Below are 19,655 nucleotides of genomic sequence, written 5' to 3' on the forward strand. Positions count from 1 at the left end.
AAACAAAAAAGCAATACTCCTGACGGAGTATTGCTTTTTTTATAATAGAATAGGGTAAAAATTATTTAATGCTAAATAATCCCTCTGGTTTGTTTTCAATGTCATCAAAACGCTTTGTACACTCTGCAATAATTGCATAAGCTTCGTTTACGTCTCCCCATCCTTCAACATCAACTTTTTTGTTTTCAAGATCTTTATAAACTTGGAAGAAATGCTCGATTTCTTTTACTAAGTGTGGATTGATGTCTGAAAGATCATTTAATGAATTCCAGATTGGATCTGAAACTGGTACACAAATAATTTTTTCATCTGGTCCTTTATCATCTGCCATGTGGAAAACACCAATTGGCTTAACTTCCATTACACATCCAGGAAAAGTTGGTTCGTTTACTAAAACCAATACATCAAGAGGATCTCCGTCAAGTGCTAAAGTTTCTGGAATAAATCCATAATCAGCTGGGTACATCATTGAAGAGAATAACATTCTGTCGAAACGCATTCTTTTGATCTCAAAATCGTACTCGTATTTATTTCTGCTTCCTCTTGGTATTTCGATTAATACATCGAAAGTCGTTAGTTTGTCTGCGGTCATTTTCGTTTTTTATTATATCTATAATTTCGGTTGCAAAAGTAACCAAACATTCTATTTTTACAATAAAAAAACAGGTTAAATTATCGGCATTATCTATTAAAAAACAAGCATTTAATAAGTAATTGTTCTATTTCGCTTTTTTAAGTAATAATGCCAGAGCAAATAGGTTGCATAAGATCGATACGGACTCCATTGTTCAGAGTGAATTTCCATTTCCTGTTTGTCATGAATATTCAGTAATTCTTTTATGGTATTTATTACTGCAATATCGCCAAGCGGAATCAAATCTGGCTCTTTAAGGCAAAACATTAAATAAATATCAATTGTCCAGTTTCCAATTCCTTTTAGCTTAATAAGCTCTTCCCGGACTTGTTTTGCCGATTTTAATGGAAGGCTTTCGATATCAAGTTCTTTATTTAAAACAGCTTCTGCTAAAATTTTAATGTATTTTGTTTTCTGACGGCTTACACCAAGATTCCTAAATTCTTCATCGGACAAAATTGCCATTGTTTCAGGATTGCAAGTTGTATAAGCTTTGATTTTTAAAAATGTGGCTTTCGCCGAATCTACAGAAACTTGCTGTTCCAATATCAGCAATACCAAAGTCTCAAAACCCTGTGGACGTTTCGGAATTGGAGGCAATCCGTACTTTTCGATTATTTCCTGAAAAATCGGATTTTTAGTGATTAGAAAATCGATGGCTTCCTGCATTTTTTTTACTCTTAAATCTCATTCAAAATTAAATAAAAAAAGAATCTCGCAAAGACGCAGAGACGCAAAGAATTTAAAACTTAGCGACTTGGCGTCTTTGCGAGATTATTAAACTGCAGGCTTTTTCTATTAAAAATAAAACCCAAACGATCCTTTTACTGCAAATTTATTAGCATCTGGAGCATTTAGATAACTTCCTCTCCAAGAAAAATCAATACGAAAAACTTTGAAAATATTACCAATTCCGGCATTATATTCCCAATACACATTTTCAGGTGCATTATAGGGTTGGCCTGAAGCATTTATCGCTCTATTCGCATCAGAAATAGTTCCATGAACCGCTTTTATTCCAATAAATTCTCTCCAATTCAATTTTCTCATAAAAGGAACTCTGGCAAATAATCTTCCACCAAAATCATGGTTCCATTGTAAAGTTGTATATTGATCTGTAATGAATTCGTAGAAATTCAAGTTACTGAATGTATTTTCAATCGTCCAATACGTCTGGTTACCCGGAATAACACTCATTAAACCTAACGGAATTGTTCCAAATGTTTTACCGGTTTCAAGAATAATATTTGATCTTCCCAGAGGGCCAATAATGATTGGCTGTTTATAATAAAGCTGAATTTTTTCGTAAGCAAAATCACTTTCAAAAACACCTTTTAATCCATAACTGAAATTCACAAAAAAGTGACTAAAAGGGCTATCAACCAAACTTCTTTCTACTCCATAACCAATAGTTTTTCGGTTTGGCATATACTCAAACTGGATATTAGCTTCTGACTGTCTTACTTTACTTTCTACAACTCCCGCAGGATTTGAAGGACTTGGCAAAGTAGTATAATAATCTAAACTAAATGTTTTTGATGCCGATTCTAAGGTTCTATATGAAAAACCGGTTTGGACAATAAAATTCTTTTTAGGCTCAATTTCAAAAGAAACATTACTCAAATTAATATTGGTTAATTTTCCGTTGCTTCCCGTTGTAAATAACGCAGAAGACGCAAAACTTCGTCCCAAAATATCATTTGTAGTGGTTAAACTAGCACCAATTTGTTCAATATCACGCCTATTTCCCCCAGAAATAATGATTCGTTTTTTCTTATCAACCATCCATTTTCCAGAAACGCCATATTTAAATTTGTTATCATCAAAACCATATGCAGTATAGGCTTGTACACGCCATGGATCATTTGGCCCAAAATACGTTCGGCCACCGGCGCGTATCCTTAAACCTTCTACTTCATTGTAACCAAATGTGGAGAAAATAGGTCCAAAATCAAAGTTTTTAAACTCGACATAACCGCTTCCTAAAATGGAGACCAGACTATATAATTGTTTAAATCGCTTGACGGTCTGTAAAGTATCCAGCATTTTATAAATTCCTGCTTCGTCTTTGTTTAATTTCTCAAAACGATTTTCATCCCAGAATTCGGGAGGACGGTCGTAAACGGCATTATCTATAAAATTGACTTCTTCTTTATAAAACTTCTCTGGTTTCTGAATATTGAATTTATGATTTCTGTATAAAGTCGTTCGTTTTCCATACACTCCTTTTGATTTTTCTTTCTTATTTAAAGCAAAATCAGACATCATGTAGTCACGTGTCAAAAGGAAAACGGAATCATTCTCGACTTCAAATTCCTGTTCGATATAAATATCTTTCACCCAGTTAATATTGGCACTTTTTGTTACGCCCATATTAATTTTCTTGATGGCAAAAGTGGAATCGTTTACCCAAAAATCACCTTTAAAGGTCAATTCATTTTTTCTTCTCGGATAAAAAACAATATTATAACACCATTTTTTGTCGATATAAGCACTGTCTTTCAGAACATAATTATAGACATCTATTCCGGTTCTTGAAAGCGGACTTGTGAAACTTTTGTCAAAAAATTTAAGATGATTATCGTAAATGTTATAATCGGAATAAAGGTCTTTTACGAAAGATAGAATTTGCTGATTTCCGTTGAAACCAGACATTTTATTCCCCGTAATATTTTCTTTTACTTTCTTTAATTTGTTATCGCCGTAAACATCATAAACCGATTCGTTGATAAAAATTGGCAAATACGTTTTACCAGTAACATCAGAAGTATCAACATGTTCAAACACAAACTCCATTCCTTTGAAAAGTTTGTTTTTCATCAAAGCACTGTCAATCGTGTTCATGTCGAACTCGACTTTTTCGTACTTCTGCATTTGATATTGATTGAACTGGTAGAGTCCGTTTTTACGTTTTCGTTCCCAAATTTTCCTCAAAATATCCAATGCCGGATTGTTTTTCTTAGAGGTTTTTCCGGTATAAATTACCACTTCATTAAGTGCTTCGGCTTCGCCTAAAACAATTTTGAAATTATAATTAACTGCTTTTTCCAAAGGAACCTCTTTATCCGAAAATCCAGCAGAACTTACTAATAAAGCAGTATAAGTATTAGGTGATTCCAGATAAAAACGTCCATCTTCGTTAGAAACGATTCCGGTATTAGAACCTTTGAAAACGACATTTGCAAAAGGTATCGGCTGATTTGATTTGTCCAAAACAATTCCACTCACTTTTGTTTGTGCAGTTCCAAGATTCACAAAGGCGAATACAAAAAATAGGCTGAGTAAAATTATTCTTTTTATCATTTGGCAAAAAAAAACTTCATCAATGAATATGACTGATGAAGTTTTATAAGTATTGTTGATTTTTTTATTTGTACATTACTTTCTTTACTGCTTTTACTACATCACCAGCGTTTGGCAACCAGTCTTTCAGCAATACAGGAGAGTAAGGCGCAGGAGTATCAGCTGTTGTGATACGCTGAATTGGCGCATCAAGGAAATCGAATGCCTGTTCCTGAACGATATAAGTGATTTCAGAAGAGATACTTGCAAATGGCCAAGCTTCTTCAAGAATTACTAAACGGTTTGTTTTCTTAACTGATTTCAAGATCGCTTCATTATCCATTGGACGAACCGTTCTTAAATCGATAATCTCACATGAAATTCCTTCTTTAGCTAATTCATCAGCAGCAATAAAAGCTTCTTTAATGATTTTTCCGAAAGAAACAATAGTTACATCTGTTCCTTCACGTTTAATATCAGCAACACCTAATGGAATTGTGTATTCTCCGTCTGGCACTTCACCTTTATCACCATACATTTGCTCAGATTCCATAAAAATTACAGGATCGTTATCACGAATTGCTGATTTTAAAAGTCCTTTTGCATCATAAGGAGTTGAAGGAACTACAACTTTAAGACCTGGTGTATTTGCAAACCAGTTTTCTAAAGCCTGAGAGTGAGTTGCTCCTAATTGACCTGCAGAAGCAGTTGGTCCGCGGAAAACGATTGGCACATTAAATTGTCCACCAGTCATTTGGCGCATTTTAGCAGCATTATTTATAATTTGATCAATACCTACTAAACAGAAGTTGAATGTCATATATTCTACAATCGGTCTGTTACCATTCATTGCAGAACCTACTGCAATTCCTGTAAAACCAAGCTCTGCAATTGGAGTATCAATTACTCTTTTTTCGCCAAACTCAGCAAGCATTCCTTTTGAAGCTTTATATGCTCCGTTGTATTCTGCAACTTCTTCGCCCATTAAATATATGGATTCATCGTGACGCATTTCTTCGCTCATCGCTTCACAAATGGCCTCTCTAAATTGTATTGTTCTCATATTTATATTGTATGTTGAATTTTCTGAAGAGCAAAAATAAATATTTTAAATCACTTAAAAGCATAAATTAAGTTTAAAATCGCAGGAACTTTATCCTCTTCTGTACCTTTTAACTTTTTAAAAGGTGTGGCGCTATTTACGAAATCGATATAATTGTTATTATTCTATTCCAAAAAGCACTTTTTATACAAATGCGCTCTTATTTGTGTAATTATAATTTTCAATTTAGCTTCTTTAAAACGAAACAAATCAAAATCTAGTATAAATTCACTTCAATTTTAACAGCTGAACGGCCTTTCGCAATTATGAAATTACTAAGAATCAGATGAAATAGCTGAATTTTTAATTTTCTAAAGAGCCAAAAGGCACGCCAAATTTCATAATCTTCGAAAACGTAATAGTTTTTAAAAAATATTATGCATGCATAGTATATTATTCCGATTTTAATTTCTAAATTTGTCAAAGCATATTACAAATTCAAAATATATACTTATGAAAATATTGGTTTGCATCAGCCATGTGCCTGATACTACTTCAAAAATTAACTTCTCCAATGGTGATTCAGAATTTGATACCAATGGTGTACAATATGTAATAAACCCAAATGACGAATTTGGTTTAACACGTGCAATTTGGTTTCAAGAACAACAAGGAGCAACTGTAACTGTTGTTAACGTTGGAGGTCCTGATACTGAGCCAACTTTACGTAAAGCATTAGCAATTGGTGCAAACGAAGCGATTCGTGTAAACGCTAATCCAACTGATGGTTTTTTTGTTGCTAAACAATTAGCAGAAGTTATTAAAAATGGAGGTTACGATCTTGTAATTGCAGGAAAAGAATCTTTAGATTATAATGGTGGAATGGTTCCTGGAATGATTGCTGGAATTTTAGGTTCTAACTTCTTAAACTCTTGTACAAGTGTAACTGTTGACGGAAACAATGTAAAAGCAGTTCGTGAAATTGATGGTGGAAAAGAAACTGTAAGCACTACACTTCCTTTAATTATTGGTGGCCAAAAAGGTCTTGTTGAAGAAAAAGATCTTCGTATTCCAAACATGAGAGGAATTATGACTGCAAGAACAAAAGCGCTAACTATTCTTGAGCCAGTTGACGCTCCAATAAATACAAAAGCGGTAAAATTTGAAAAACCAGCTCCAAAATCAGCAGTGAAATTAGTTTCTGCAGATAATTTAGATGAGTTAATCAATTTATTACACAACGAAGCGAAAGTAATCTAGTAAACAGTTTTCAGTCTCGGTTTTCAGCCTCAGTTTACAACTTGAAACCTGAAACCTGAAACTAATAACCTCTAAACAAAAAAATCATGTCAATATTAATATATGCAGAATCTGCAGAAGGAAAATTTAAAAAAGTTGCTTTCGAATTAGCTTCTTACGCTAAGAAAGTAGCAGAATCATTAGGAACTACTGTAACAGCTTTAACTGTAAATATCAGTGATGTAAGCGAATTAGGCAAATACGGAGTTGATAAAGTTCTAAAAGTAAACAACGATAAATTAGCTGGTTTTACAGCAAAGGCTTACGCCGATGTCATCAAACAAGCTGCTGAAAAAGAAGGAACAAAAGTAGTTTTGCTTTCTTCTACAACAGATAGCATTTACCTTTCATCATTAGTTGCAGTGTCATTAAATGCTGGTTTTGCTTCAAATGTTGTAGGATTGCCATTAAGCACTTCTCCATTTCAAGTAAAAAGAAATGCTTTCTCTAACAAAGCTTTCAACATTACACAAATCGACACCGATGTAAAAGTTCTTGGTTTAGCAAAAAACTCTTACGGAATTTTTGAAAGCGCAGGAGCTGCAGCTGCTGAAGATTTCAATCCATCAATTGGTGATAATGACTTTGGTGTAAAAGTAGAATCTGTTGAAAAAGTAACCGGAAAAGTTTCTATCGCTGATGCTGATATCGTAGTTTCTGGCGGACGCGGATTGAAAGGTCCAGAAAACTGGGGATTAGTTGAAAACTTAGCTGAAGTTTTGGGTGCTGCAACAGCATGTTCTAAACCAGTTTCTGACTTAGGATGGAGACCTCACAGCGAACACGTTGGACAAACAGGAAAACCGGTTGCAACAAATTTATATATTGCAATAGGTATTTCAGGAGCAATCCAGCATATTGCCGGAATCAACTCTTCAAAAGTAAAAGTAGTAATCAATAGTGACCCTGAAGCTCCTTTCTTTAAAGTGGCTGACTACGGAATTGTTGGTGATGCCTTTGAAATTGTACCTCAATTAACTGAGAAATTAAAAGCTTTTAAAGCACAGCATTCTTAATTTAAGAATTCTTACTAATATAGCTGCCTAAAAACAAGATAATCGTATCTTTGTTTTAAGGCAGCTTTTTTGTTCCATATTTTTTGATTAAAATTGCAGCTTTATTTTCCAATCAAAAATAGTATTAAAATGTGGCTTAAGTGCCCTTTTTACAATCATATATGAGTCTAGTAAAATTATCTATAAAAGGAATTTCATACAGTCAAACTCAAAATGGCGCTTATGCTTTAATTTTGAACGAAGTTGATGGTGAAAGAAAACTACCTATCGTAATTGGCGCTTTTGAAGCCCAATCGATTGCTATTGCCTTAGAAAAAGAAATAAAACCTCCTCGCCCATTAACGCACGATTTATTCAAAAATTTCGCTGAGCGATTTGATATTGTCGTAAAACAAGTAATTATTCATAAACTTGTTGATGGTGTTTTTTACTCCAGCTTAATCTGTGAAAGAGACAAAATTGAAGAAATTATCGATGCCAGAACTTCTGATGCAATTGCACTAGCTTTACGTTTCAACGCACCGATTTTCACTTATAAAAATATTCTTGACAAAGCCGGAATTTATTTAAAATCAAATACGGCCGACACAGATCAAGGTTCTCAAGAAATTGATGATGTACTTTCTAATCCGGAGACTTTTGGTCACGAAGAAGAAACCAATCAATCTGGAGATGTTTATGCAAAACATAGTCTTCAAGAATTGAATGAGCTTTTAGATCAAGCTGTTTCTCAAGAAGATTACGAAAAAGCAGCAAAAATTAGAGACGAAATCTCAAAAAGATAGAAATATTGTTTAATCGTTGATTTGTTTATTCGTTAAATCGATCAAACAAATTCACAATTAAACAAATCAACAAATCAACGATTAAACAACAATGAAGCAATACTTAGATTTAGTAAAACACGTTTTAGAAAACGGCAATCAAAAAGGAGACAGAACCGGAACCGGGACTAAAAGTGTTTTTGGCTACCAAATGCGTTTTGTTTTAAGTGAAGGTTTCCCAATGGTTACAACTAAAAAACTTCATTTAAAATCTATCATTTACGAATTGCTTTGGTTTTTAAAAGGAGATACCAATATTAAATATCTTCAGGAAAATGGAGTGAAAATCTGGGATGATTGGGCCGATTCTAATGGAGACTTAGGACCAGTTTACGGACATCAATGGAGAAATTGGAACAGCGAAGAAATCGATCAAATCACTGAATTGATTAAAGAGCTGAAAACAAATCCTAACAGTCGACGAATGCTAATTTCAGCTTGGAATCCATCAGTACTGCCAGATACAAAAAAATCATTTGAAGAAAATGTAGCAAATAACAAGGCAGCTTTGCCTCCTTGTCATGCCTTTTTTCAATTTTATGTTTCGAGTCCCGATTTAGAAAAAGGAGAAACCAAAGGCAAACTTTCTTGCCAGCTGTATCAACGAAGCGCTGATATCTTTTTGGGAGTTCCGTTTAATATTGCTTCTTACGCATTATTAACCATGATGATTGCACAAGTATGTGATCTTGAAGCTGGAGATTTTATCCACACTTTTGGAGATGCACATATTTACAATAATCATTTTGATCAATTGGAATTACAGCTTTCTAGAGAACCAAAACCATTGCCAAAAATGATATTAAATCCTGCGATTAAAAACATTTTTGATTTTGATTACAATGACTTTACACTTGTCGATTATGAGCCACATCCGGGAATAAAAGGAAGTGTTGCTGTATAAAACTATAAAAAAATCCGCTTAAATTTTAAGCGGATTTTTTTATACTGCTAAAACACTGTTTTCGCTTCCAGCAAAATCATTCCATTTATAAGAATCTGCTTCAGGCTCGTTCACATAAACGCCGTCAATCAAATACTTAAACTCGTAAATTGCATCTTTCACTAAGTCGTAAGTTGCTTTAAAAGTTCCGTTTTTCAATTTGCTTAAAGTTCCTTCTTCAGGATTCCAATTATTGAAATCTCCAACTACAGCAGCTGTACTTGCATCTTTAGCATCGACAGAAAAAGTAACTTTCACTACTGGTTTTGCTTTGATAAATTGTTTCTTTAAAGACATAACTATTTAGTTTTTAGATTGATATGCCTAAATTACATAAAATCCGCTGAACTTTTGACACCACAATATCCGATTTATGACAATAGCAAAAATGTCTATTTATTTTAATCATATCCATAAATTAATCAATGATAATTTTTTAATTTCAAATTCTTAACTCATTCAAAGGCAAATATTATAGAATCAAAATTCCTTGTTTTCAAAATAAATTTTAACTTTATAACCTCATTTCATTTAATATCTTATGGAAAAAGAAGTACACGAACAATATGAATATGCCAGAAGAAGACTCAGACAGAAGAAAATTCTTTATTTTCATTTTGTGCTTTTTCTATTAGGAAGTTTATTTTTATTTGTTGCCAACCGATTTTTTGGTTTTGGGGCAGAAAGCAATCAAAACTGGTGCATTTGGGGAATTACGATATGGTTCTTTTTGTTTATTCTGCACTTTATAAAAGTTTACATCACAGACAGATTCATGAATAAAAAATGGGAAAGAGAACAAATTGACAGACTTGTTGCTTTGCAACAAAAAAGAATCAGTCAATTAGAATCCAAAATAAACGAGGATACTGAAAATAAAATTTAGTTTAGATTATAATGATTATAATGATAGCGGCTGTAGCCGAAAATAATGCCCTAGGAAAAAACAATGATTTAGTATGGCATTTGCCCAATGATTTTAAAAGATTCAAAGCACTGACGACAAATCATCATATTGTTATGGGAAGAAAAACTTTTGAAAGCTTTCCAAAACCTTTGCCTAACAGAACGCATGTAATCATCACCCGTCAGAGCGATTATCATCCTGAAGGCTGTATTGTTGTGGACAGCATTGAAAAAGCTATATCGGTGTGTCCTGAAAATGAAGATTCTTATATTATTGGTGGAGGCGAAATTTACACTCTTGCATTGCCATTTACTGATATTATTGAAGTAACCAGAGTGCATCATACATTTGATGCAGATACTTTTTTTCCGAAAATAAGTGAAAAAGAATGGATGCTTGTTGAAAGTGAAGAAAATTTCAAAGATGACAAACATCTTTACGATTACACTTATGAAACTTATATCCGTAAATAAAAAAACATCCTCTTTTGAAGGATGTTTTTTAAAAACGATTGATTTTTAAATCTGGCTTATTCCAGAAACAGTCTTGGTAAAAAAATCACAAATGTTTAAAACATTTGAAAACTGAATAACATAAATGTTAATTGAGAACAAGTCTCAAAAGAGCCTTTAATAACAAATACCACTAAGATATTAAAGGCAAGAAAATTAAAATTTCCAAAAACAAATTTAATCCTAAGAACGTATTTTGCACTTTTAAAAAACTTCGGTGCGATTTAAAAAAAGCACTGCCAAAACTATCTTCAGGAACAAATGAAATTACAAGTGCAAAGAGAGTAATCATTTGTTTTAAGCCCTATTCTTAATCAATCATTAAAATTTCATCATTTTATCTTTGACAAATTTGAGCATAAATACAGCACTCCACAATACCCACTTTTAGTGATTTTTTAAAAATACCCACTTTTGGTGATGCTTTAAAAACAGTAAAACCAGAAGACAAACAAAGACGAAAGCCTTTCTTTTAAAACATTTGATTTACAAATTAAAAAAGCCAATTACAGTTAAGTCAGATTGTATTATATTTGCCTAAATAAAAAAAATGTCTGAAAAAATAACTCCATATAAAGACTCCTCTTTAGGAAAAAAAGAACAGGTTGCCCAAATGTTTGACAACATTTCTGGGAACTATGATAATTTGAATCGTGTGATCTCTTTTGGGATCGATGTAAAATGGCGAAAAAAAGTTTTAAAAATAGTTTCTGACACTAAACCTAAAATCATACTTGATATTGCAACAGGTACAGGCGATCTTGCTATTTTAATGGCACAGACAAATGCTGAAAAAATTATTGGTTTAGATATTTCGGCAGGAATGCTTGAGGTTGGGAAGAAAAAAGTTGAAGAAAAAAATCTGTCTAATACAATTGATTTAGTTTTAGGCGATTCTGAAAATATTCCTTTTGAAGACAATTATTTTGATGCCATAACTGTCGGTTTTGGTGTTCGAAATTTCGAAAATTTAGAAAAAGGATTTGCTGAAATTTTAAGGGTTTTAAAACCAAATGGTGTATTTGTAATTTTAGAAACTTCAGTTCCAGATAAAACTCCATATAAACAAGGATATAAATTTTACAGCAAAAACATTCTCCCAATAATTGGAAAGTTATTTTCGAAAGATAATGCAGCATATGGTTATTTATCTGAATCGGCTGCGGTTTTTCCATACGGAGAAGCATTAAACAATATTTTGAGAAAAATTGGGTTTATAGATGTTGTGGCCATGCCTCAAACTTTTGGAGTTGCAACCATTTATTCTGCTTCTAAAAAATAGTATGAAAAAAACAGTAATCTTAATTTTATTAGTCTTAACGACAAAAGGATATTCGCAATTTGCTAAAAGCATGTTTAGCAAAGACCCTATTATCAATCTTGAAAACTGGCAAAAACAACGCCTTTATTTTGGATATTATTTGGGCTTTAACAGTTTTGACTTTAAGTTTGACTATAAAAACGTTGTGAACCAAGATATTCAGGTAAAAAAAACGACCGGATTTAATGTTGGTGTTGTGGCAGATTTAAGATTGCAGGAATACATAAATCTGCGTTTTGAACCAGGTTTGTACTATACAAAACGCGATTTATATTATCCAAATTTCAACTCTAAAAATGATTATTTAAGAGAAGTAAACAGTACTTATATTCATTTTCCGTTACTTTTAAAATTCTCATCTCTGCGTACAGGAAATATTCGTCCCTATTTAGTTGGAGGAATGTCGACTACGCTTAATTTATCAAGCAATTCAAAATCTCAGGACGACAACTCTGAACAAAAATTCAGAGTGAAACCTTGGACAGCTGCTTATGAAATGGGAGTTGGAATTGACTTTTTTACAGAATATTTCATTTTTTCTCCGTCAATCAGAGGTATGTTTGGCATAACCGATGAGTTAATAAGAGACAATGATCCTAATAGTCCATGGACAGGAAACATCGATTCTATGAAATCTAGAGCGATATTAATAAATTTTACTTTTCACTAAAACAAATACCTAACTATTTCGTTTAAATTCACTAAGAATAATTGCTGTTGCGGTAGCTACATTTAAACTTTCGGTTTTTTGAAGCTCTCCAAAACGAGGAATTGTGAGTCGGCTTGTGACCGTTTTTTCAATTTCTGCCGAAATACCATTGGCTTCATTACCCATAATAATGATTCCATTTTGAGGCAAATTTGATTTATAAATGTTCTCGCCGTCCATAAAAGTTCCAAAAACTGGCAGTTTTGTTTGCGCGATAAAGTTTTTCAAATCAACATAATTTACATTTACTCGGGTAATAGATCCCATTGTAGCCTGAACCACTTTTGGGTTATAAATATCTACTGTTTCTTTAGAGCAAATAATTTGTTTGATGCCAAACCAGTCGCAAAGACGCAAAATCGTACCTAAATTTCCGGGATCGCGAATATCGTCTAAAGCCAAAATCAAGCCGGAATCACTAATTTTATTTTCGGCAGGAATTTTGAATACAGCCAAACAAGAATTTGGAGTCGACAAAGCACTTATTTTTTTTAACTCCTGTTCATTAATAAGAGTTCGTTTTGAAGACTGAACTGTTTCAAAATCATTTTGCGTGGTGTATAAATGCTCTAATTCAAAATTGGATTGCAACAATTCTTGAATTACTTTTACTCCTTCGGCAAAAAATAATTGATTTGCAAAACGATGCTTTTTTTGATGTAAGCCTGAGATAAGTTTTATTTGGTTTTTACTAACCATAAAATAATGTACTTTTGAATTAAATATTTAAAAACACTTGAAAAATAATTCCACAAAAATAACAGCATTTATTCTAATAGCAACACTTATTTGTGCTTGTAATGCCGTAAAAAGAGTTCCAGATGGAAAAAACCTTCTTGTAAAAAACAATATTCTTGTAAACGGAAAGTCTTCAAATGACGAAATTGCCTCGAATCAAATGTATCAAAAGCCAAACGGAAAGTTATTAGGCTTCAAATTACGTTTAAATTTATACAATTTAGCCAATTTAAATCCAGATTCAACGTATCAAGCTCAATTTGATAATCATCCTGGCCGTTATGAAAGTTGGTCAAAAGTGCTTTCGGCAAAACAAGTTGATCGTCTTGGTCAGTCTTTTATAAACAAAGGGCTGAATGATTTCTTAAAAAATACTGGAGAACCACCTGTAATTATTGATACCGCAAAAACAAAAAAAACTTTGCTTCGCTTAAAATACTATTATTTAAATAATGGTTTTTTCAAAGTACAAACAGATTACACTATTGATACTATTGGAATTAAAAAAGCTAAAATTAACTATAATATTACAACCGGGCCAGCTTATACTTTAGATTCTATACGAACTACGATTTTAACTCCTGCATTAGATTCGCTTTATCACACAAGCAGAGAACCTTCTATTCTGAAATCTGGAAATCAATACAAAACAACTGATTTTGAAGAAGAAAAAAACCGCATTACAACGTATTTCAGAAATAATGGTGCCTATTATTTTCAACCGACTTACGTAACTTTTGATATTGATACCATTGGCAAGAAAAACAAAGCCGACGTAAATTTAATTATCAATAATAATAGTATACAAGAGAAAGATTCCAGCCGAACTGAACCTTTTAAACTTTATAAAATCAGTGATGTAAATATCTATACTGATTATTCGCCTGCAAATGCAAAATCAAAAATTAACGACAGTGTAACGTACAACAATTTTAATTTATACAGCTATAAAAAGCTAAAATACAAACCAAGAGCCATTACAGATGCCGTTTTTATTACTAAAGGAAGTACATTTTCAGACACCAGAACAACTCTTTCTTCGCGATATTTAAACAATTTAAAAATCTTTAACTATCCTTCCATACAATATGAAGTTGACAAAAGAGATTCAACAGCACAATCTTTAATTGCCAAGGTTTACTTAACGCCAAGAAAAAAATACAGTTTTGGAGCAACACTTGACGTGACACACTCTAATATTCAGGATTTCGGTATTGGAGCGAGTGTTTCTGAGACTATTAGAAATGTATTTAATCGCGCTGAAACACTGGAAATTTCGGCACGTATGAATATAGGTTCATCAAAAGATATGGCGAATCCTAACAACAATTTTTTCAATGTTTCAGAATATGGACTTGATATGAAATTGAATTTCCCAAGGATTTTAATGCCTTTTGGAACTGAAAAAATTATTCCAAAAAGGATGATTCCTTCTACTTCAATCTCGAGCGGTTTTTCGAAACAGCGAAATATTGGTTTGGACAAAGAAAACTTTACAGGAGGAATTGCATACAACTGGTCTCCTAAACGTCATAATACAGCAAAATTAGAATTGTTAAATGCGCAATATGTTCGAAATTTAAATCCTAATAATTATTTCAACGTTTATACCTCTTCTTATGATGAGTTGAATAATATTGGTAAAGATTATAATGTCAATCCTACAAACTGGGGAGATTCACCAGAAGAACAAAATAGAAAAAACCTAACAATACCTACAGGAACCACAGGCTTTACAAACGATGTTTTAACTAATCAAACGGCTTTGCTTCCTGGAGATCCTCAGTATCAAGATGTAGAAAGCATTGAAGAAAGAAGAGTTCGTCTGACTGAAAATGACTTTATTCTTGCTACTAGTTATACTTTTACAAAAACTACTAAAAAAGATCTTGCCGACAACAATTTCTATCAGTTTAAAACAAAAGTAGAATCGGCAGGAACTTTACTATCAGCAGTCTCAAACATTGCAAATTTGTCTAAAAACACAAATGGCAATTATGAAATATTCAATTTAGAATATTCAGAATACATTAAAACCGAATTCGATTATATCAAACACTGGGATTTTGGAAAAGAAAATGTACTTGCAGTACGAAGTTTCTTCGGAATTGCAATTCCTTTTGGAAACTCAGACTATATTCCGTTTTCACGAAGTTACTATTCAGGAGGTTCAAATGACAACCGTGCATGGCAGCCTTACTCATTAGGTCCAGGAAGTACAGATGCCATGGATGATTTTAATGAGGCGAATATGAAGATTGCATTTAGTGCAGAATATCGCTTTAAAATTCTTGGCGATGTTAAAGGAGCTATTTTTGCAGACGCCGGAAATATCTGGAATGTGCTCGATAATGTTATTGATGAGAAGGCAAAATTCAACAACGTAAACGATTTAGCTGAAATTGCTTTGGGTACAGGATTTGGATTACGATACGATTTAAGCTTTTTTGTTGTTCGATTAGATTTAGGCTTCAAGACTTATAATCCGGCACATGAGAAGGGAGACAGATGGTTTAAAGAATACAATTTTGGTCACTCGGTTTTAAATTTTGGAATAAATTATCCTTTCTAATGCTAATTAATTCTTATTTTTGCAACCTAAAAACTAAAAACAACTATAAAAAAAATTACAATGGCACACAATATTAAACCAGGAGTAGCTACAGGAGATCAAGTTCAAGAGATTTTTAATTATGCGAAAGAAAAAGGATTTGCTTTACCAGCAGTAAACGTTACTGGATCTAGCACAATCAATGGTGTTCTTGAAACTGCAGCAAAACTAAACGCGCCAGTTATTATTCAATTTTCAAACGGAGGAGCACAATTTAACGCTGGAAAAGGATTATCTAATGCAGGTGAAAAAGCAGCTATCGCTGGAGGAATCGCTGGAGCAAAACATATTCACACTTTAGCTGAAGCTTATGGTGCAACTGTAATTTTACACACTGACCACTGTGCAAAAAAACTTTTACCTTGGATTGACGGTTTATTAGATGCTTCTGAAAAACATTTTGCAGAAACAGGAAAACCATTATTCAGTTCTCACATGATCGATTTGTCTGAGGAGCCAATCGAAGAAAACATCGAGATCTGTAAAGAATATTTAGCTAGAATGAGCAAAATGGGTATGACATTAGAAATCGAGCTTGGTATTACAGGTGGTGAGGAAGATGGTGTTGACAACTCTGATGTTGATAGCTCAAAATTATATACACAGCCAGAAGAAGTAGCTTACGCTTACGAAGAATTATCTAAAGTAAGTCCTAAATTTACAATTGCTGCTGCTTTTGGAAACGTTCACGGTGTTTACAAACCAGGAAACGTAAAATTAACTCCAAAAATCTTAAAAAATTCTCAGGATTTCGTTCAAAACAAATTCAACACTGGACATAACCCAGTAGATTTCGTTTTCCACGGAGGTTCAGGTTCAACACTTGAAGAAATCAGAGAAGGAATTAGCTATGGTGTTATCAAAATGAACATCGATACTGATTTACAGTTTGCATACACTGAAGGAATCCGTGATTATATGGTTAAAAACCTTGACTATTTAAAATCTCAAATTGGAAACCCAGAAGGTGCTGATGCTCCAAACAAAAAATATTACGATCCAAGAAGATGGGTTCGTGAAAGCGAAGTAACATTCAACGCAAGACTTGAACAAGCTTTTGCTGACTTGAATAATGTGAATACACTATAATAAAAAAGTTTCAAGTTTCAAGTTTCAAGTTTCAGGTTTCGCAACTTGAAACTTGAAACCTCAAACAAAAAAAACATTCAATATGGCTTGGTTTAAAAGACAAGAAAAAGGGATTACGACCGCTACAGAAGACAAGATGGACGTTCCGAAAGGATTGTGGTACAAATCTCCTACTGGAAAAATTATTGATGCAGACGAATTAGCAAGAAACTTATTCGTTAGCCCTGAAGATGATTTTCACGTTCGAATTGGAAGCGCAACCTATTTTGAAATTTTATTCGACAACAACGAATTTGTTGAGTTAGATAAAAACATGACATCAAAAGATCCTTTGCATTTTGTGGATACAAAAAAATATGCAGAAAGATTGAAAGATGTAATGGAAAAAACTCATCTTAAAGACGCTGTACGTACTGGAGTAGGAAAATCTAAAGGAAGAGAACTTGTAATTTGCTGTATGGATTTTGCCTTTATTGGTGGATCTATGGGAGCAGTTGTAGGTGAAAAAATCGCAAGAGGAATTGATCACGCGATCAAAAACAAACTTCCTTTTGTAATGATTTCTAAATCTGGTGGAGCTCGTATGATGGAAGCGGCTTATTCTTTAATGCAATTGGCAAAAACTTCTGTAAAATTAGCTCAATTAGCTGAAGCTAAATTGCCTTACATCTCTCTTTGTACAGACCCAACAACGGGCGGAACAACTGCATCTTACGCAATGTTAGGAGACATCAATATCTCTGAGCCAGGTGCTTTGATTGGTTTTGCTGGTCCGCGTGTTGTACGTGACACTACGGGAAAAGATTTACCAGAAGGTTTCCAAACTGCTGAGTTTCTTTTAGAGCACGGTTTCTTAGACTTTATCACGCCTAGAAAAGAATTGAAAGATAAGATCAACTTATATATCGATTTGATTCAGAATAATGATATTAGATAGTTTTTGAACTTCTAAACATATAAAATCCCATTCGCTTCGGCTGATGGGATTTTTTTATATCTTTATTTTAAATCTGATTTATGAGGAGAATTTTTATTGGTTTTATGATTTGTTTGCTTTTTTGGAATTGCGCCAAAAAAGATAAAAAGATTGTCGAGAAGAACAAACCTTATATTATTTCGAAAGAAAATAACAGGCAAATTATTAACGGAGACACCGTTCCCCCACCGCCAATTCCAGGTTTTTTAGTTTATGGAACAAACACTTTCATTATCGATTCTGATTCAACAATTTATTATTTTAAAAGAGGTGACGTAGGTCATATATGCGGAAATTGGGATAGAGGCGATACAATTGCATACTTTATAAACTTACAACCGAAAGACTTAACGCAAATACCTACTAATTCAATCTCTAATTTTATAAAATCAAACTATAAAGACCATTTTCGAAATATGACTTTTATCGCTTCAAAATCAGACACATTAAAAACGAAAGCTTATTTTGACTTAGTTAAAGCTCTTAAATCATCATTAAAAGAAAGAGATCAATATTTCATGCGAAGAACCACACAAGAGGAAGACACGGTATTGAAATACAAGAAAAACAATCAATATTATAATTCGAAAAACATAAAATGGGACGATAAAAGAATCTCATTTCCCTTTATAAAACCTAAATTAAATCATTAAAACAAACTCATATCCTTCCTACGAAACTTCTAGACGTATGTTTAATTTTTCAACGGAATAAATTCCGTTGCTACCAATATTTTATTCCTACGGAATTTTTTATGTTTTCTTATTTGGATGGCAATTCTAAATTACCCAGCCTTTTTCAAATCCTTTTTTAATTCTTTTTCAGCAATTTTAAAGACTAATTTTTCACGCCAGATCGCGTAACGTTCTCTAAAAACAACTTTAATAGCACTGTCAACTGCGCCGTGCATAAATAAGCTCCAAACACTGGCAATTTTTCGAGAAATCGATGAATCCCATGCACGAAGCGTAAGCGAAAAAGAACCATCTATATAACGCATCCAGTGCCACATTCCGGTTGGCATAAATAACGTATCTCCATGTTCTAGAAAAACTTCATAACCTTCCACACCTTTTAAGGCAGGGAATTTTTCAAAATCAGGATTGGCTACATCGTAATCTTCTAATGCGTAAGTTGTATTTGGAAGACAATACAATCTTTTTTTCCATTTATTATCGAACAGTATAATGTGTTTTCTTCCGCCAAAATGCGTGTGAAAAAGGTGTGGCAAATCAATGTCATAATGCAAAAATGTAATTGCCTTTGAACCTCCAAAAAACATTGCCGGCATGCTTTCTATAAAACCTCCCATTAATTCTTTTGGGATTTTTACATCATCAATTAATTCAGGTCTGTGTTTGAAAAGATTAAAGAAAAAAATACGCAGTTGCGTTGGTTCACGTTTTATCAAATCCAAATACTCACCAAATTTCATAGTCGCTATCGAAGCATTGATTACTTTTTTTGGATCTGCTTTTGAATTATCAACTAACTTGACCTCTATATCTCCAGCAATTTGCTTAAAATATTCTGTTGACCATTTTTCTCTTGCAGGCCAATCCTTAGTAAGCCCTTTTATAATCAAAGGCTTTCTCTTATCCAAATAATTCTTTTTAAAATCTTCTCTGGAAATAGACTCAACAGTATCAACAGATCTAAGGTTAAAGCTCATTTATCTAGCATTTTAAGTTGTTGGCCTACCAAAAATATCTAATTATTTTCAGCCACCAAAATTTACAATTAAATAACACA

19 protein-coding genes are annotated in these 19,655 nt (G+C 33.0%); 12 read left to right on the forward strand and 7 right to left on the reverse strand.

The annotated features are described in order from the left end of the window. Positions 1-61: 61 nt before the first annotated feature. From EV145_RS00585 to EV145_RS00600, 4 genes are all read right to left on the reverse strand, one after another. Positions 62-592 (reverse strand): inorganic diphosphatase, encoded by a 531-nt coding sequence (locus EV145_RS00585; RefSeq protein WP_035645638.1) that lies wholly within the window; start codon positions 590-592, stop codon positions 62-64. A gap of 111 nt (positions 593-703) precedes the next feature. Continuing rightward, a complete protein-coding gene (locus tag EV145_RS00590; RefSeq protein ID WP_133523309.1) occupies positions 704-1,303 on the reverse strand; it encodes a DNA-3-methyladenine glycosylase family protein in 600 nt (199 codons plus the stop codon). A gap of 129 nt (positions 1,304-1,432) precedes the next feature. Next, positions 1,433-3,937 (reverse strand): DUF5686 family protein, encoded by a 2,505-nt coding sequence (locus tag EV145_RS00595; RefSeq protein ID WP_410501073.1) that lies wholly within the window; start codon positions 3,935-3,937, stop codon positions 1,433-1,435. Positions 3,938-4,001: 64 nt separating this feature from the next. After that, on the reverse strand, positions 4,002-4,979 hold the full coding sequence (locus EV145_RS00600; protein ID WP_133523310.1) for a pyruvate dehydrogenase complex E1 component subunit beta: 978 nt from the start codon (positions 4,977-4,979) through the stop codon (positions 4,002-4,004). Positions 4,980-5,471: 492 nt separating this feature from the next. Between EV145_RS00600 and EV145_RS00605 the strand changes: the two genes are divergently transcribed. From EV145_RS00605 to EV145_RS00620, 4 genes are all read left to right on the forward strand, one after another. Then, positions 5,472-6,218, forward strand: a complete 747-nt coding sequence (locus tag EV145_RS00605) for an electron transfer flavoprotein subunit beta/FixA family protein (protein WP_133523311.1) — start codon at positions 5,472-5,474, stop codon at positions 6,216-6,218. Between the two features lie 86 nt (positions 6,219-6,304). Then, positions 6,305-7,273 (forward strand): electron transfer flavoprotein subunit alpha/FixB family protein, encoded by a 969-nt coding sequence (locus EV145_RS00610; RefSeq protein WP_133523312.1) that lies wholly within the window; start codon positions 6,305-6,307, stop codon positions 7,271-7,273. A gap of 161 nt (positions 7,274-7,434) precedes the next feature. Then, positions 7,435-8,058, forward strand: coding sequence for a bifunctional nuclease family protein (locus EV145_RS00615; protein ID WP_133523313.1), 624 nt, complete (start codon positions 7,435-7,437; stop codon positions 8,056-8,058). A 91-nt stretch (positions 8,059-8,149) separates the two neighbouring features. Beyond that, a complete protein-coding gene (locus tag EV145_RS00620) occupies positions 8,150-9,001 on the forward strand; it encodes a thymidylate synthase (RefSeq protein WP_133523314.1) in 852 nt (283 codons plus the stop codon). A gap of 39 nt (positions 9,002-9,040) precedes the next feature. On the opposite strand, the gene EV145_RS00625 is transcribed toward EV145_RS00620, so the two are convergent. Next, the gene (locus EV145_RS00625) at positions 9,041-9,337 is read right to left on the reverse strand and encodes an isoamylase early set domain-containing protein (RefSeq protein ID WP_133523315.1); all 297 of its coding nucleotides are present in this window, start codon (positions 9,335-9,337) and stop codon (positions 9,041-9,043) included. 244 nt (positions 9,338-9,581) lie between these two features. Between EV145_RS00625 and EV145_RS00630 the strand changes: the two genes are divergently transcribed. The 4 genes from EV145_RS00630 to EV145_RS00645 all read left to right on the forward strand — a co-directional run bounded on the left by EV145_RS00630 (position 9,582) and on the right by EV145_RS00645 (position 12,450). Then, positions 9,582-9,926 carry a 2TM domain-containing protein gene (locus tag EV145_RS00630; RefSeq protein WP_133523316.1) on the forward strand — a complete coding sequence of 115 codons (345 nt, stop codon included), beginning with the start codon at positions 9,582-9,584 and terminating at the stop codon, positions 9,924-9,926. An 11-nt stretch (positions 9,927-9,937) separates the two neighbouring features. Next, entirely contained in the window at positions 9,938-10,420 is a 483-nt protein-coding gene (locus EV145_RS00635) for a dihydrofolate reductase (RefSeq protein ID WP_133523317.1), read from the forward strand. 589 nt (positions 10,421-11,009) lie between these two features. Beyond that, complete coding sequence (gene ubiE / locus EV145_RS00640) at positions 11,010-11,741, forward strand: bifunctional demethylmenaquinone methyltransferase/2-methoxy-6-polyprenyl-1,4-benzoquinol methylase UbiE (protein WP_133523318.1); 732 nt, start codon at positions 11,010-11,012, stop codon at positions 11,739-11,741. Position 11,742: 1 nt separating this feature from the next. Next, the gene (locus EV145_RS00645) at positions 11,743-12,450 is read left to right on the forward strand and encodes a porin family protein (protein ID WP_133523319.1); all 708 of its coding nucleotides are present in this window, start codon (positions 11,743-11,745) and stop codon (positions 12,448-12,450) included. Between the two features lie 9 nt (positions 12,451-12,459). Here EV145_RS00645 and EV145_RS00650 read toward each other — a convergent pair whose 3' ends face one another. Beyond that, complete coding sequence (locus tag EV145_RS00650) at positions 12,460-13,188, reverse strand: TrmH family RNA methyltransferase (protein WP_133523320.1); 729 nt, start codon at positions 13,186-13,188, stop codon at positions 12,460-12,462. A 37-nt stretch (positions 13,189-13,225) separates the two neighbouring features. Here EV145_RS00650 and EV145_RS00655 point away from each other — a divergent pair, with 37 nt between their 5' ends. The 4 genes from EV145_RS00655 (at position 13,226) to EV145_RS00670 (ending at position 18,556) form a co-directional block, all read left to right on the forward strand. Further along, complete coding sequence (locus EV145_RS00655) at positions 13,226-15,799, forward strand: BamA/TamA family outer membrane protein (protein ID WP_133523321.1); 2,574 nt, start codon at positions 13,226-13,228, stop codon at positions 15,797-15,799. 60 nt (positions 15,800-15,859) lie between these two features. Further along, on the forward strand, positions 15,860-16,927 hold the full coding sequence (gene fbaA, locus EV145_RS00660; protein WP_035645669.1) for a class II fructose-bisphosphate aldolase: 1,068 nt from the start codon (positions 15,860-15,862) through the stop codon (positions 16,925-16,927). An 82-nt stretch (positions 16,928-17,009) separates the two neighbouring features. Further along, positions 17,010-17,864 (forward strand): acetyl-CoA carboxylase, carboxyltransferase subunit beta, encoded by an 855-nt coding sequence (gene accD, locus EV145_RS00665; RefSeq protein ID WP_026728501.1) that lies wholly within the window; start codon positions 17,010-17,012, stop codon positions 17,862-17,864. 80 nt (positions 17,865-17,944) lie between these two features. Then, positions 17,945-18,556, forward strand: a complete 612-nt coding sequence (locus EV145_RS00670; RefSeq protein ID WP_133523322.1) for a hypothetical protein — start codon at positions 17,945-17,947, stop codon at positions 18,554-18,556. A 131-nt stretch (positions 18,557-18,687) separates the two neighbouring features. Here the strand turns inward: EV145_RS00670 and EV145_RS00675 are convergent, their stop codons facing one another. Beyond that, positions 18,688-19,575, reverse strand: coding sequence for a cupin-like domain-containing protein (locus EV145_RS00675; RefSeq protein ID WP_133523323.1), 888 nt, complete (start codon positions 19,573-19,575; stop codon positions 18,688-18,690). Positions 19,576-19,655 lie beyond the last annotated feature (80 nt).

This window comes from Flavobacterium sp. 245 (assembly GCF_004362055.1).
Taxonomy (GTDB): Bacteria; Bacteroidota; Bacteroidia; order Flavobacteriales; family Flavobacteriaceae; genus Flavobacterium.